Source organism: Microbacterium sp. CIAB417 (assembly GCF_022788845.1).
Genome location: NZ_JAHZUT010000002.1, coordinates 305,395 through 319,684 on the forward strand (window position 1 = coordinate 305,395; position 14,290 = coordinate 319,684).

The 14,290-nt window shown below is 69.7% G+C and carries 15 protein-coding genes; 14 read left to right on the forward strand and 1 reads right to left on the reverse strand.

From position 1 onward, the window contains the following. The 7 genes from KYX17_RS08195 (at position 1) to KYX17_RS08225 (ending at position 7,980) form a co-directional block, all read left to right on the forward strand. Positions 1–1,071, forward strand: coding sequence for an alcohol dehydrogenase catalytic domain-containing protein (locus KYX17_RS08195; protein ID WP_243226506.1), 1,071 nt, complete (start codon positions 1–3; stop codon positions 1,069–1,071). Further along, entirely contained in the window at positions 1,068–2,597 is a 1,530-nt protein-coding gene (locus KYX17_RS08200; protein WP_243226508.1) for a sugar ABC transporter ATP-binding protein, read from the forward strand. Before KYX17_RS08195 ends, KYX17_RS08200 begins: the two co-directional genes overlap by 4 nt. 1 nt (position 2,598) lies before the next feature. Then, entirely contained in the window at positions 2,599–3,591 is a 993-nt protein-coding gene (locus tag KYX17_RS08205) for an ABC transporter permease (protein ID WP_243226510.1), read from the forward strand. Between the two features lie 79 nt (positions 3,592–3,670). After that, the gene (locus KYX17_RS08210) at positions 3,671–4,651 is read left to right on the forward strand and encodes a sugar ABC transporter substrate-binding protein (RefSeq protein WP_243226512.1); all 981 of its coding nucleotides are present in this window, start codon (positions 3,671–3,673) and stop codon (positions 4,649–4,651) included. A 61-nt stretch (positions 4,652–4,712) separates the two neighbouring features. Further along, positions 4,713–5,495 carry an SDR family NAD(P)-dependent oxidoreductase gene (locus tag KYX17_RS08215; protein ID WP_243226514.1) on the forward strand — a complete coding sequence of 261 codons (783 nt, stop codon included), beginning with the start codon at positions 4,713–4,715 and terminating at the stop codon, positions 5,493–5,495. Positions 5,496–5,503: 8 nt separating this feature from the next. Then, positions 5,504–6,400, forward strand: coding sequence for a sugar phosphate isomerase/epimerase (locus KYX17_RS08220; protein WP_243226515.1), 897 nt, complete (start codon positions 5,504–5,506; stop codon positions 6,398–6,400). 92 nt (positions 6,401–6,492) lie between these two features. Continuing rightward, positions 6,493–7,980 (forward strand): aldehyde dehydrogenase family protein, encoded by a 1,488-nt coding sequence (locus KYX17_RS08225; RefSeq protein ID WP_243226517.1) that lies wholly within the window; start codon positions 6,493–6,495, stop codon positions 7,978–7,980. 50 nt (positions 7,981–8,030) lie between these two features. Here the strand turns inward: KYX17_RS08225 and KYX17_RS08230 are convergent, their stop codons facing one another. After that, the gene (locus KYX17_RS08230; protein WP_243226518.1) at positions 8,031–8,207 is read right to left on the reverse strand and encodes a hypothetical protein; all 177 of its coding nucleotides are present in this window, start codon (positions 8,205–8,207) and stop codon (positions 8,031–8,033) included. Positions 8,208–8,462: 255 nt separating this feature from the next. On the opposite strand from KYX17_RS08230, the gene KYX17_RS08235 reads away from it, so the two are divergent. The 7 genes from KYX17_RS08235 (at position 8,463) to KYX17_RS08265 (ending at position 14,281) form a co-directional block, all read left to right on the forward strand. Then, complete coding sequence (locus KYX17_RS08235) at positions 8,463–9,449, forward strand: ABC transporter substrate-binding protein (protein WP_243226519.1); 987 nt, start codon at positions 8,463–8,465, stop codon at positions 9,447–9,449. A gap of 59 nt (positions 9,450–9,508) precedes the next feature. Then, on the forward strand, positions 9,509–10,348 hold the full coding sequence (locus KYX17_RS08240; protein WP_243226520.1) for an ABC transporter permease: 840 nt from the start codon (positions 9,509–9,511) through the stop codon (positions 10,346–10,348). After that, the gene (locus KYX17_RS08245) at positions 10,345–11,169 is read left to right on the forward strand and encodes an ABC transporter permease (protein ID WP_243226521.1); all 825 of its coding nucleotides are present in this window, start codon (positions 10,345–10,347) and stop codon (positions 11,167–11,169) included. The genes KYX17_RS08240 and KYX17_RS08245 overlap by 4 nt, the downstream gene beginning before the upstream one ends. After that, positions 11,162–11,962 (forward strand): ABC transporter ATP-binding protein, encoded by an 801-nt coding sequence (locus KYX17_RS08250; RefSeq protein WP_243226522.1) that lies wholly within the window; start codon positions 11,162–11,164, stop codon positions 11,960–11,962. The genes KYX17_RS08245 and KYX17_RS08250 overlap by 8 nt, the downstream gene beginning before the upstream one ends. A 7-nt stretch (positions 11,963–11,969) precedes the next feature. Further along, positions 11,970–12,806, forward strand: a complete 837-nt coding sequence (locus KYX17_RS08255; protein ID WP_243226523.1) for a PaaX family transcriptional regulator C-terminal domain-containing protein — start codon at positions 11,970–11,972, stop codon at positions 12,804–12,806. Between the two features lie 735 nt (positions 12,807–13,541). Then, a complete protein-coding gene (locus KYX17_RS08260; RefSeq protein WP_243226524.1) occupies positions 13,542–13,883 on the forward strand; it encodes a hypothetical protein in 342 nt (113 codons plus the stop codon). Between the two features lie 44 nt (positions 13,884–13,927). Continuing rightward, positions 13,928–14,281 (forward strand): hypothetical protein, encoded by a 354-nt coding sequence (locus tag KYX17_RS08265; protein ID WP_243226525.1) that lies wholly within the window; start codon positions 13,928–13,930, stop codon positions 14,279–14,281. Positions 14,282–14,290: the final 9 nt, after the last annotated feature.

A 14,290-nucleotide genomic window follows, 5' to 3' on the forward strand; every position in this document is an offset into this window, starting at 1 on the left:
ATGCGCACCGTCGCCGTCACGCGCATCGGCAACCTGCGCGATCCCGATGAGGCCGCCCGCGGCCGCATCGGCGTCGTCGACATGCCGCAGCCCGAGCTGGGCCCGGAGGATGTTCGCATCCGCGTCGCCTACGCCGCCATCTGCGGGTCCGATCCGCACCTGGCCGAGGGATTCTTCGGCACCGATGTGCCCATCGGACTCGGGCACGAGGTCTCCGGCGTCATCGAGGCGCTCGGCGAGCGCGCCGGGCGGGGCGGTCTCCGTGTCGGCGACCGGGTCGCCGGCAACTTCCTCCGCTTCTGCGGCTCATGCCGCCCGTGCCAGGACGGACGCCAGCAGTTCTGCGAGCACATCCAGGACTACAACCGTCCGGGCATGGCCGAGACGGTCACCTGGCACGAGTCGCAGGTCTACCGCCTGCCCGACAGCGTGAGCCTGCTCGAAGGATGCCTGCTGGAGCCCACGTCCGTGGCCGTGCGCATCGCCGACAAGACCCGCATCCGTGTCGGCGACCGTGTCGTCGTCTGCGGAGGAGGGCCGATCGGGCAGCTCACGGTGCAGGTCATGGCCCGCTACGGCGCCACCGCCCTCACGATGATCGAGCCGATCGTGGACCGGCGGGGGATGGCCAGGCGCCACGGCGCGCAGTACACGATCGACCCCACGAGCGAGAACCAGGCCGCGATCGCCGACGAGCTCACCGAGGGGCGCGGCTACGACGTCGTGATCGACGCCTCGGGATCGACCCGCGCCACTCGAGGACTGCTCGATCTGGCGGCCAAGGGCGGCACGGTGATCTACGGCGCGATGTATCCGAGCGACTACGAGCTGCCGCTGAACATCTCGGACTACCTCTATCTGAAGGAGCTCACGCTCACGGGCGTCTTCGTCTCGCCGTACGCGTTCCCGCGTGCGCTCAATCTGCTTCCGCAGCTCGACCTGGCCGAGTTCACCCAGGCCGTGTTCCCTCTCGAGCAGGCTGCTGACGCCTTCGAGGCGCACCTCACCGGGCGCTATCCGAAGGTCATCATCGCCTGCAACGACGAGGCCCGGCTCGGAGGGCTGTCATGACCACCGCACTCGAACGGGAGGCAGCGCCGGTGGAGACCGCCCCCGCCCTCGAGGCCCGCGACATCGTCAAGCGCTTCGACGGCGTCCACGCCCTGAAGGGTGCCCGGCTGTCCGTACTCCCCGGTGAGATCCACGCCCTGCTCGGCGAGAACGGTGCGGGCAAGTCCACGCTGATCAAGGTCGTGACGGGGCTGTACGCCCCGGACGGCGGCACCATCCTGCGCTCAGGCCAGGAGGTCGAGTTCCAGAGCGTACGCACCGCCCGCGGGGAGGGGATCGTGGCGCTCTACCAGGAGCTGTCCATCATCCCGTCGCTGACGGTGGCGGAGAACATCCTGCTGGGCGAGCAGACGCCGCGCCGCGGGGGCGTCGTCAACTGGCGGGAGCTCCGCCGGCGGGCGAAGGAGCAGCTGGACAGCATCAATCAGTGCATCCCGCTGGGCAAGCTCGCCGGCGACCTGTCGCCCGTGCAGCAGACGATGGTGGCGTTCGCCCGTGCCCTCGCGACCGACGCGCGGGTGCTCATCCTGGACGAGCCGACCGCGTCGCTCACGGACACCGAGATCACCGACCTGTTCGCGGTGCTGCGGTCGCTGCGCGAGCGGGGCGTCGCGATCGTCTACGTCTCGCACCGCCTGGAGGAGGTCTTCGAGCTGTGCGACCGGCTGACGATCATGCGCAACGGCGAGACCATCATCACGAAGGATGTGGCCGACTCGCACATCGACGAGGTCATCTCCCTCATGGTCGGCCGTGAGGCGGGTCAGCTCTATCCCGAACGGGGCTCGGGCGGCGGAGACGTCGTGCTGCGCGTCGAGGGCCTCACCGGTCGCCGCGTGCAGGACGTGTCGTTCGAGGTGCGGGCGGGTGAAGTCCTCGGCATCGGCGGTCTGGCCGGCGCAGGGCGCAGCGAGCTGCTGCGCATCCTCGCCGGAGCGCAGAAGCATCAGGCCGGCACGATCGCCGTGGCGGACAAGGTGCTGCCGCGCTCGCCCGGCGTGGGTCGCGCGCTCGCCGCGGGCATCGCGCTCGTTCCCGAGGAGCGCCGCAGCCAGGGCGTGATCCTGGGCGCGTCGATCCAGGACAACATCACGATCGCGAACCTCTCCTCGGTGAGCTCGGTCGGCGTCGTGTCCCAGGCGCGCATCGCCGACATCGCCCGTCGTGGGATGTCGGATCTGCAGATCAAGGCGCGCAGCCCCCGCCAGAGCGTGGGGGAGCTGTCCGGCGGCAACCAGCAGAAGGTCGTGCTCGCCAAGATGCTCGAGCGTCAGCCCGCGGTCCTGCTCATGGACGAGCCCACGCGCGGAATCGACGTCGGCACCAAGGCCGAGATCTACCGCCTCATCCGCCGCCTGGCGGCGACCGGCACCGCCGTGATCGCCGTCAGCTCCGAACTCCCCGAGCTCATCGGCATGAGCGACCGCGTCGTCATCATGCACGAGGGCCGCATCTCCGGACAGGTCGCCGCGGCGGAGGCCGACGACGAACTGCTCCTCTCCTACTGCTACGGAAAGTCAGAGTGACATGGCCACCACCACGGACCCCACGCTCACCACGCGCAGCATCGTGACCGCGCGCGCCGAGTCGTTCGGGCGCATCTTCCTCCACGGCGGCACGGTCGTCGCCCTCATCGTGCTCGTCGTCTTCTTCTTCGCGATGCGCCCCGATGTGTTCCTGACGTTCACGAACGTGAAGAACATCCTGTACCAGGTGTCGATCCTCGCGATCATCGCCGGGGCGCAGACCATCGTCATGGTCGTCGGCGACTTCGACCTGTCGGTGGGTGCCACGTCGGCGCTCGCGGGCGCGGTCGCCGCATCCATGATGATCAACGGCGTCCCCGTCACCGTCGCGGTCGCCGTCGCGATCCTGGTGGGCCTGCTCGTCGGGCTCGTCAACGGATTGCTGATCGCCTACGTGAATCTCTCCGCCTTCGTCGCGACGCTCGCCACGATGACATCGGTCGTGGGTCTGGCCTACCTCGTCACCGCGGGGACGACCCTGTTCAACCTGCCCCCGGAGTTCAACTCGATGGGGCAGGGGAAGCTGTTCGAGATTCCGATCCCGGTCTACATCGCGATCGTCATCTCGCTGCTGCTGTGGTTCGTCCTGCGCTTCACCACGATGGGTCGGCGCTGGTACGCGACCGGCGGCAACGTCGAGGTCTCGCGCCTGTCGGGCATCAACGTGCGTCGGGCCCGGCTCATCGCGTTCACGGCGGCCGGCGCGATCTCGGCGCTCGGCGGCGTGCTGCTGGCGGCACGTCTGGGTAGTGCGAGCGCCGTGCAGGGCAGCGACAACATGATGTTCTCCGTCGCCGCCGTCTTCCTCGGCATGACGGTGGTCCGCTCGGGCGCCGCGAATCTCGGCGGCACCATGGTCGGCGTCGCGATCATCGGCGTCATGAGCAACGGTCTGAACATCCTGGGCGTCAACGCCTACGTCCAGCAGGTCGTGACGGGCCTCATCATCATCGCCGCGGTGACGCTGTCGTCGCTGCGCCACCGCGAGCGCTGACGCTCCGAATCCGCTTTCCCGAAGCGGTCGCCCGACGACCGCGCACCATCACCACGCCACGAACACAAAGGAGTAACACGTGCGCACATCATTCAAGGCCCTCGCGGCCGTGGCCGCCGCAGCGGCCCTCGCCCTGACCGGATGCTCATCGGGCGGCTCGGGGGGCGGCGGTGACGACACCTTCAAGGTGATCGCCTTCACCTCCGGCAACCAGACGCCGGTGGGTGGCTGGTGGGTCAAGGCCGTGCAGGACAAGGCCGACGAACTCGGCTGGGACCTCACCGTCATCCAGGGCGACTTCGACTTCCAGAAGATGAACCCCGCGGTCGAGAGCGCCATCGGGCAGGGCGCCGACGCGATCTTCGACGGCTACACCGATGTCGCCTCGATCGGCTCGATCGTCACCGCCGCCAAGGACGCGAACATCCCGATCTTCGCGATCGACTCCGCGACCGAGGAGAACGACGCGTTCGCGATCAACGTCACCGCCGATCAGCAGGGCATCGTCGATCAGACCGTCGGCGCGTTGGATGAGGCGCTCGGAGGCCTGAAGGGCAAGAACATCATGGTGATCGGACACGACCCGCACCCCGGCATCCGGCTGCGGGCCAGCCTCGCCGAGAAGGCGCTGACCGCAGCGGGCGCGAACATCGCCGGCGGCGACATCCAGAAGGTCGCCTCTCCGGCGACCGGACGCACCGAGGCGCTGTCGCTCGTCGCGGACTACCTGTCGGCGAACCCCGGCGGCCTCGACGGCGTCTGGGTCGGTTGGGACGACGCGGCGCTCGGCGCCGCGCAGGCGGTCAGCGAGGCGGGCTCGAAGGCGAAGGTCACCGGCGTCGACGCGACGAGCGAGGCCATCGCCGCGATCAAGGCCGGCGGGCCGTTCCTCGCGACCATCGAGCAGCCCTGGCCCAGCATCCTCGACACGGTCGTGGGCGACATCGAGGCCTTCCGCAAGGACGGCACCCTGCCCTCCTCGCGCTTCGACGCGGTCGCCACGACCCTCGTGACCATCGACAACGCGGACAGCATCACCCCCTCCGACAAGCTCGGTTGACCCCTCGGGGCGGGGTGCTGAGAGCGCCCCGCCCCACCCCAGACATGGATGGAGGTCGCACATGCGACTGGAATCGAAGACCGCCCTCATCACGGGTGGCAGCAGCGGCATCGGTCGTGCGACCGTCGAGAAGTTCCTCCGCGAGGGCGCGAAGGTCATGATCGCCGATGTCGACCTGGCGCGCTCCGACCAGGTCGTCACGGAACTCGAGGGCCTCGGCCTCACCGGCTCGGTCGCGGCTGTGCGCACCGACGTCTCCCGTTATGAGGACGTGGAGGCCGCCGTCGCGCGGACCGTCGAGGTTTTCGGCTCGCTCGACGTCATCTTCAACAACGCGGGTATCGCCGGCGGCAAGCCGCTGCTCGAGCACGATCCCGCGGTCGACTACGAGCCGATGATCCGCATCGATCAGGACGGCGTCTACTACGGCATCCTCGCGGCCGGCCGCCAGTTCCGGAAGCAGGGGACCGGCGGGGTCATCATCAGCACGTCGTCGATCTACGGGCAGCAGGCGGCGGAGCTCTCGTTCTCGTACAGCGCCGCCAAGGCCGCCGTCATCTCGTTCACCCGCTCCGCCGCGTACGAACTCGCGCAGTACGGCATCCGCGCCGTCGCGATCACGCCGGGACGGGTCGGAACCCCGATCATCAATCAGTTCAGCGACGAGCTGCGCGCGACCTTCGCCTCGGAGCAGTTGCGCAACACCCTCACCGCACCGGAGGAGATCGCGGATGTCGTCGCGTTCCTGGCCTCCGACGAGGCGAACGCGATCAACGGCACTGTCGTGAGTGTCGATGACGGCTACTCGGTGTTCAAGCAGCGGCTCGATCTGCCGGTGTTCTGAGGCGCGTCATGGACCTCGACCTCGCGTGCCACCTCTCGGCGATCACGCCCGAGCTGGCACCGGCGCAGCTGGTGCCGGTGCTGCACGACCTGCGGGAGATGGGCTACCGTCGCGCCGTGCTTCCGCCGTTGGATGCGGCCTCGACCGATGCCGACGCTCTCGCGGATGCGTTCGTGCGCACCGGGATGGCGCCGATCGCCATGTGCGGGCAGACGCCGGACGCCGACGTCTCCTCGCCCGACGCCGACGTGCGTCGGGCGGGGATCGAGCTGCTGCGCGAGAGTGCGCGGTTCGCAGAGCGGCTGGGCGCAGACCAGCTGAACGGGGTGCCGTACGGGCTCTTCGGGCGTCCGTCGCACCCGGTCGACCCGGCGCTTCTCGCCGAGAGCGCGCGCGCCGTGGGAGCCGTCGCGGACGAGGCGGCCGAACGCGGCATCCAGATGACGTTCGAAGTGCTGAACCGCTACGAGGAGGCGGCGCTCAATACGGCGACCCAGGCGATGGACTACATCGCCGCGAGCGGATCCGCCCACCTCGGCGTCCACCTCGACAGCTTCCACATGGCGATCGAGGAGGCGGACGCCGTGCAGGCCATCCGCACCGCGATGCCGCGCCTGCGCTACCTCGAGCTGGGCCAGTCCGGTCGAGGAGCGCTGGAGAGCGGCGCGGTGGACGTGCCCGGTCTCGTGCGAGAGGCATTGGATGCGGGTTACCGCGGCCGGTGGGGCGTCGAAGCGTTCTCGCGGCCGCTCGCCGGCGGCGCCGCCGACGTGCTCTCGATCTGGCGCACACCGTACGCGGACGGCCTCGCGCTCGCGCGGGACGCGATCGGGGTCATCCGTCGTGGGTGGGCGGAGAGTATCCCCGGCCGCAGGTCCCACCGCCTGGCCCGCGCGACGGGCTGAACCGGCGATCCGTCTCCCATTGCGCGCGGACCCCGCGTCGCTCAGGATGTATTCACACGTATAGGGCAGGGAAGCCCGGAAAGGTGACGACGATGTCGACCGCAATGCAGGACACCGCCACACTGATCGATCCCGACGTCTTCGCGGGACGCATCTACCTCGACGGTGAGTGGGTCGAAGGCGGCGGGGGTTCCCTCGCCTCCATCGAGCCCGCCACCGGTGAGACGCTCGTTCAGGTCGGCATGGCGGACGCCGCGGATGTCGCGCGCGCCGCCGCATCCGCTGCCCGCGCGCAGCGGGAGTGGGCGGCCCTGCCGCACCCCGCCCGTGCCGCCGTGCTGCGCAAGGCCGCGCAGCTGTGGGAGCAGCACGCGGAAGAGATCATGGGGTGGAACATCCGCGAGGTCGGCGCCATCCCGCCGCTGGCCGGGTTCGCGCTGCACGTGACCGCCGCCGAGTGCTACGAGGCGTCGTCGCTGCCCTCGGCGCCGCTCGGCACCATCCTCTCCAGCGAGGAGCCCCGCCTCTCGCTCGCGCAGCAGGTTCCCGTCGGCGTCGTAGGCGTCATCTCGCCCTTCAACGTTCCGCTCATCCTCGGCATCCGCGCGGTCGCGCCGGCTCTCGCGCTCGGAAACGCCGTGCTGCTCAAGCCCGACCCCCGCACGGTCGTGACCGGCGGCGTCTCGATGGTGCGCATCTTCGAGGAGGCGGGCCTACCCAAGGGCATCCTGCAGCTCGTGCCCGGCGGCGCCGAGGTCGGCGAGGCGATGGTGGCCGACCCGCACGTGCGCGTGGTGGCCTTCACGGGGTCGACGCGTGCCGGGCGCGCCGTCGGCGAGCTCGCCGGACGCCACCTCACCCGCGCGCACCTCGAGCTCGGCGGCAACTCCGCCTTCCTCGTACGCGAGGACGCCGACGTCGACCAGGCGGTCAACCTGGCCACGTGGGGCGCGTTCCTGCACCAGGGCCAGATCTGCATGACGGTGGGCCGACACATCGTCCACGAATCGCTGTTCGACGAGTACGTCGCGAAGCTCGCGGCGAAGGCGGACTCGATGGTCGTCGGCGACCCCGCGGCAGGGCAAGTGCACCTCGGACCCCTCATCGACGAGACGCAGCGGGACCGCGTGCACACACTTGTGCAGGACGCCGTGGCCCAAGGGGCCCGCCTCGCGGCCGGTGGTACCTATGAGCAGCTGTTCTACCGCCCGACGGTGCTGGCGAACCCCCCGCAGGATGCGAGCGCGTACTGTGATGAGGTCTTCGGTCCCGTCGCCTCGGTCGTCTCCTTCGCGACCGACGACGAAGCCGTCGAGCTGGCCGCCGCGACCGACTACGGGCTGTCGTTGGGAATCGTCAGCCGCGACGCCATGAAGGCGTACGACCTCGCCAAGCGGATCCCGACCGGCATCGTGCACATCAACGACCAGACGGTCAACGACGAGGCGAACTCGCCCTTCGGCGGCGTCGGAGCCTCCGGTACCGGATCTCGCCACGGGGGTGCGCAGGCGAACATCGACGCGTTCACCGAGACCCGCTGGATCACGATGCGTCGCGAGCCGGGACAGTACCCGCTCTGATGACGACGGATGCGGGCGGTCCCTTCGCGGGGGCCGCCCGCATCCGTGTGTCAGGCCGGGATGACGCGAACCGGCAGGCGCTCGAATCCGCGTCCGGTGTTGTTCAGTGCGCGCTCGGGGGCGCCATCGAGCTCGAACCGGACGAGGCGGCCGGTGCGCAGCAGTGTGCCGATCGTGTCGAGCTCGGCCCTGCGGCCTACGAACTCGCTGCGCGGTTCGGCGATCATTCAGACCCCTTCGTCTGCACCGATTATGCATCCCCGTGAATGGAGCGGGCTCGGGAATCAGACACTGACGCCCGACACGTATTAAACGAAAATCAAACGGGCGTCACGAATCTCTTGACTTTGACCTGCTCAACCCCGCACCATGAGGGAGTCAGCACGCTGCGGTGCCGACGCGTCGGGGACTCGAGGTGGTGACTCCGCGTGACGGATGCTTCGCGTTGGCGTCCTGCTTACCCGTCACTGAGAGGCACTTCGATGAAGAAGACCCTTGCCGCCGTCGCGCTTGCCGCCGTGGCCGCTCTGACCTTGTCCGGTTGCACCGATTCCGCCGCGCCCGCCACGTCCCCCTCGGGCGACTCCACCGCCGGCGGCGGCGAGATGCGCCAGGTGCGCGTCGCCGCTCTCCCGATCGCCGAGACGGGGGCCCTCTGGGCAGCCATCGACGCGGGAATCTTCGAGGACCACGGCCTCGACGTCGAGGTGGTCCCCGCCCAGGGCGGTGCGCAGGCCATCCCCGCACTGCTCAGCGGCGACATCGACTTCGCGATCGGTCAGCCCATGGGCCCGATCCGCGCAGCTCTCCAGGATCTCGGTGTCGTGATCTTCAGCAACTACGCGTCGAGCCTTGCCGACGGCGAGGACGTCAACTCCGTCGTCGCTCTCGGTGACTCGGGCATCACGAGCCCCGCCGACCTCGCCGGCAAGCGCGTCTCGGTGAACAGCATCGGTGCCGCCGGTGACCTCACCATCCGCAAGGCCGTCGACGACGCCGGCGGCGACTCGTCCACCATCCAGTTCGTCGAGGTCGCCTTCCCCGACGTGAAGGCACAGCTCGAGGCGGGCAACATCGACGCCGGCTGGGTGCCCGACCCGTTCCGCGGCCTCGTCGTCTCCGGCGGTGGTGTCGACGTCGTCTCGCCGTACCAGGCGACCATCCCGGGCCTGACGGTGCTCACGAACTTCACCACCCAGGAGAAGATCGACGCCGACCCGCAGCTCGTCGCCGACTACGCGGCGGCGATGGCCGAGGCGCAGCAGTACGCGACCGACAACGAGGACGCCGTGCGCGCCGCGATCGTGAAGAACCTCGAGATCCCGGAGGCCGCGGCCGCGGGCATCACGCTGCCGAACTTCACCTCCGACCTCGACGACGCCGGCATCGAGAAGCTCGCAGCCCTCGCCGTGCAGTACAAGTACATCGACGCGGAGCCCGACTTCACGAAGCTGATCCAGCCGCAGTGATCCCGAGCGGGGGATGCGGCACGCGCCGCATCCCCCGCATCCCCTCTGGAAGGCTCCCCATGACCCTCGCCCCGCCTGCGCCGGTGCACACGTCGACGGTCGTCGTGCCGCGTCGTCGACGCCGACGTTCGTTCCGAGCTCCGCTGCTCGGACTGATCGGTGTCGTCGTGTTCCTCGGCATCTGGCAGCTCATCTCCGCTGCCGGACTCATCAATCCGTCGCAACTGCCCTCGGCCGTCGACACCTTCACGCGCCTCGGCACGATGGCGGGCGACCTCGAGTTCTGGCGCAATGTCGGGCGCACCCTGACCGCATGGGCGATCGGTCTCGCGATCGCCTCGGTGCTCGGCATCCTGCTCGGCGGGCTCATCGGTCTCGTGCCGGTGCTGCGTCGCGCAACCAACACGACGGTGGAGTTCCTGCGCCCCATCCCCTCGGTCGCCCTCATCCCGCTCGCGATCCTGACCTACGGCATCCAGATTCCGGCGGCGCTCGTGATCATCGTGTACGCCTGCTTCTGGCAGGTGTTCGTCCAGGTGCTCTACGGCGTCGCCGACATCGACACGGTCGCCCGCGACACCGCGCGCAGCTACGGTCTCACGCGTGGGGCGCAACTGCGCTCGCTCGTGCTGCCGACCGCGCTGCCCTACATCTTCACCGGGCTGCGTCTCGCCGCATCCGTCGCGCTCATCCTGGCCATCACCGCCGAGATGACGATCAGCAACCCCGGTCTCGGCCAGGTGATCATCAAGGCGGCCAGCAACGGCAACATCGCCACGGTCTACGCCGTCGTGATCGTGACGGGCCTGCTCGGCCTGATCATCAACCTCGTCTTCCGCATGATCGAGCGCCGCGCGCTCGCCTGGCACCAGTCGGTGCGAGGGGAGGAAGTGCTGTGACCCTGTACACGAGCACCGTCCGCACGCCGCCGCGCCCGCCGCGGGTGTGGGCCCGCCTGGCCACGAGCACGGTCTACGCGCTCGCCCTGCCCATCGTCCTGTTGATCATCTGGGGCGTGTGGGGCACGGTGGCTCCGGGTAAGTTCTTCCCCGCGCCGGGGCGGATCGCCGAGGCCTTCGTCAAGACCTGGGTGGGTCCAGCCTTTCTCACCGACGTCGTGCCGAGCCTGACGCGCCTGGCGCTGGCGATCGTGCTGGCGATCGCGATCGGTGTCGCCCTCGGAACCCTCATCGGACTCACGCGGTGGCTGCGCGAGCTCGCCGAGCCGCTGCTGGAGTTCTTCCGCGCGATCCCCCCGCCCGTGCTGATCCCGGTCTTCGTGGCCCTGCTGGGCGTGACCGACAACATGAAGATCGTCGTGATCGTCTTCGGGTCGCTCTGGCCCGTCCTGCTGAACACCGTCGACGGGGTGCGCGGCACGGACTCGGTCATGACCGAGACGGCCAGGTCGTTCTCGCTGACTCCCGCACAGCGCCTGTTCTCGCTCGTGCTGCCGGCGGCGAGCCCACGCATCATGGCCGGTGTGCGTCAGACGCTGTCCGTCGCGCTGATCATGATGGTGATCTCCGAGATGTTCTTCTCCTCGTCGGGCCTCGGGTTCCAGATCGCCTACTTCCAGCGCAACTACCTCATCGCGGAAATGTGGAGCGGCATCGTGCTGCTCGGCTTGGTCGGCGTCATCCTGTCGGTCATCTTCACCATCGTCGAGCGCAGGGTCCTGCGCTGGTACCACGGAATCAAGGAGGTCGAGCGTGCCTGAGACGCTCCTGCAGGTCGAGCACCTGAAGAAGGTCTACGAGTCCTCGACGGGCGTCGTGGAGGCGATCGGCGACATCGACTTCTCGATGCGCCGCGGCGAGCTGGTGTGCATCGTCGGTCCGTCCGGATGCGGCAAGACGACGCTGCTCAAGTGCATCTCGGGGCTCCTGCGTCCCACCGCGGGAAGCGTGGTGCTCGACGGCAAGCAGGTCACCGCGCCGCCGCCGAACATGGCGCTCGTGTTCCAGGAGTACGGGCGCAGCCTGTACCCGTGGCTCACGGTGCGCGGCAACGTCGCGCTGCCGCTGAAGCACAAGAAGCTCTCGAAGAGCGAGCGCAACTCCCTCATCGACGACGCGCTGCGCGCCGTCGGTCTCGACCACGCCGCCGACAGCTACCCGTGGCAGCTCTCCGGTGGCATGCAGCAGCGCGTCGCGATCGCGCGCGCCGTCGCCTACCAGCCCGAGGTGCTCATCATGGACGAGCCCTTCGCGGCGGTCGACGCGCAGACGCGCGCCGACCTGGAAGACCTCGTGCGGCGCCTGCACCTCGAGCGCGGCATGTCGATCCTGTTCGTGACGCACGACATCGACGAGTCGGTCTACCTCGGCGAGCGCGTCGTCGTGCTCTCGAAGTCGCCGACGTGGGTGCAGGAGGATCTGGTGATCGACCTCGCGCCCGAGCGTGACCAGATCACGACGCGCGCGCTGCCCCGCTTCACCGAGCTGCGCACGCATGTATACGAGCAGATCCAGCGCGCTAAGCGCGGCGAGGCCGTCCGGCCTGCCGCATGATATGTCGGTGACATCGGTGCAATCCCTCTCGCGGGAGGTCGAAGCGACCCAGCGCGCGCCGCAGCGTCTGCTGCTCGCGCTGCTGGGCGAACTCCTCGAACGGGGGATCTCCCGCCCCGTGCGCGCGAGCTTCTACCTCGACGTGCTCGAGAGCGCGGGGGTCGCCGCTCCCACCACGAGGGCGGCCCTGGACCGGATGGCCGTCACCGGGCTGCTCTCGCGCGCACGGGTCGGTCGGGGCGTCGAGTTCGCCCTCACCGATCAGGGGCGCGCGGTGCTCGAAGAGGCCTCGGAACGCGTGCACTCGCCGCATCCGTTCGACCCGGTCGGCAGCGGCTGGACGCTCGTAACCTTCACGGTGCCCGAGGACCAGCGCACGCTTCGCCACCGGTTGCGCGCGGCGCTCGCGTGGGAGGGGTTCGCCGCGGTGCGAGACGGCCTGTGGATCGCGCCGGGAGAGGTCGACCTGGTCGCCGCCCTCGGCGGCCTGAAGGACGAACTGCCGGCGGGCGCGGTCATCGCGTTCCGCGCGCGGGACCTCGCCGCCTTCCCGGTCGCGGATGCGGCGCGCACCGCGTGGGACCTCGCCCGCATCCGTGCCGCGCACGAGCGCTTCGCCATGGAGTGGAACACGGCCGAGACGATCGAGGCCCCGCCGCTGGCCGCGCTGACGATGCTCGTCGCCGACTGGCTGGAGCTGCTGCGCAGCGACCCCCGCCTGCCGTTCGACTACCTCGGTGAGGACTGGCCCGCCCAGCGGACGACGGAGATCTACCGCGCGCGCCGGGCCGCCTGGTCGGCGGCGGCCGCAGAGGCCCTGGCGGCCGCGCTTCCCGGCGACTGATCCTCGGGTCCCGGTGCTCGGGCCTCGGGTCTGCGGGCCTCGGGTCGGCGGCACAGCTCAGCCGGAACGGCCCGGGTCGGTGTGGGGCGCCGCCGGTGGGGCCGGATGCGGCTGCGCCGTGCCCGAACTCCTGCAGAACCCGCTTGCCCGAGCGGGTTCCGGGCGTCGGATGCCGGTCTTGCAGGAGTTGGGGCGCGGACGTGGATGCGGGCACAGCGGGTCGGCACAACTCAGCCGGAACGGCCCGAGTCTGTGCGGAGCGCCGCCGGTGGGGCCGGATGCGGCTGAGCCGTGCCCGAATTCCTGCAGAACCTGCCCGTTGGTGGGTTCGCGGGGTGTCGCCGGCTAGCCTTGCAGGAGTTCGGGCGCGGATGTGGTGTCTGGACGCAGCGGGTCGGCACTACTCAGCCGGAACGGCCGGGTCGGTGTGGGCCGCCGCCGGTGGGGCCGGATGCGGCTGAGCCGTGCCCGAACTCCTGCAGAACCCGGCCATTGGTGGGTTCCCGGGGTGTCGCCGGCTGGCCTTGCAGGAGTTCGGGCGCGGATGCGGGGTGTGGGCACAGCGGGCCGGCACAACTCAGCCGGAACGGCCCGAGTCTGTGCGGAGCGCCGCCGGTGGGAGCGGATGCGGCTGAGTCGTGCCCGAACTCCTGCAGAACCTGCCCGTTGGTGGGTTCCCGGGCTGCCGCCGGCTGGCCTTGCACGAGTTCGGGCTCGCCGCTGCACGCGCAGGTCGTGCTGTTCGCTTCGGAGGGTGCGGAGTTTCCCGAGTGGCTGACAGGCGACGAGCCGGCCGTCGCGACCGCCTCCGCGATCATGGTGGCGACACGGGAGGGCCTCGACGGCGACGTGACCGTCCGGGTGCGGATCACGGATGACGTCGCACCGCAGGGTGAGAAGGTGTTCGAGCGCACCCTGTCGTTGCCGACGCCGTCGGTGCGATTCGGGAGCTTCCTCTCCGGCGAGCTCGCCGAGATCGAGCTGCCGGGCGCGGGGGAGTACACCGCACAGGTCTATGTCGACGATCCGGCCGCAGCCTCCACCGTGCTCGTGCTTCTGCGCCGACGTGAGGGGTGAGCGTAGATCCTGGTGAGTGTGGGGATGGCGGGTTACCGTGGAGCATGGCGCTCTATCACTGGCGGCGGGCGCTCATCGTCGCGATCGTGCTCGGTGGCTTCGGGCTGTATTGGGCATCCATCGCCTTCGCGTGGCGGCTCCCGCTCTGGGTGGTAATCGTCGTAGCGGTTCTCGCTCTGGGCGCGGTGTCACTGCTCTCGTTCCGACCCCACCGCAGGAAGAGGCTCGAGAGCGAGACCCTGTACGCCTCCGACCCCTACAGCGATGCGTACCTCGGCCGCGGCGCACCCACACACCCTCACCGGGACGTCAAGCCCACGTCGCAGATCGGGGATGGTCTGCCCGTCGATCCGCTCGCAGACGTCATCCGGAAGAAGCCCGAGTCCGAGGAACGCTGAGCGGGCGAG

Coding starts and splice junctions, on each gene's coding strand:
- KYX17_RS08195 (WP_243226506.1), top strand. CDS start 1: ATGCGCACCGTCGCCGTCACGCGCATCGGCAACCTGCGCGATCCCGAT.
- KYX17_RS08200 (WP_243226508.1), top strand. CDS start 1,068: ATGACCACCGCACTCGAACGGGAGGCAGCGCCGGTGGAGACCGCCCCC.
- KYX17_RS08205 (WP_243226510.1), top strand. CDS start 2,599: ATGGCCACCACCACGGACCCCACGCTCACCACGCGCAGCATCGTGACC.
- KYX17_RS08215 (WP_243226514.1), top strand. CDS start 4,713: ATGCGACTGGAATCGAAGACCGCCCTCATCACGGGTGGCAGCAGCGGC.
- KYX17_RS08220 (WP_243226515.1), top strand. CDS start 5,504: ATGGACCTCGACCTCGCGTGCCACCTCTCGGCGATCACGCCCGAGCTG.
- KYX17_RS08225 (WP_243226517.1), top strand. CDS start 6,493: ATGTCGACCGCAATGCAGGACACCGCCACACTGATCGATCCCGACGTC.
- KYX17_RS08230 (WP_243226518.1), bottom strand. CDS start 8,207: ATGATCGCCGAACCGCGCAGCGAGTTCGTAGGCCGCAGGGCCGAGCTC.
- KYX17_RS08235 (WP_243226519.1), top strand. CDS start 8,463: ATGAAGAAGACCCTTGCCGCCGTCGCGCTTGCCGCCGTGGCCGCTCTG.
- KYX17_RS08240 (WP_243226520.1), top strand. CDS start 9,509: ATGACCCTCGCCCCGCCTGCGCCGGTGCACACGTCGACGGTCGTCGTG.
- KYX17_RS08265 (WP_243226525.1), top strand. CDS start 13,928: ATGGCGCTCTATCACTGGCGGCGGGCGCTCATCGTCGCGATCGTGCTC.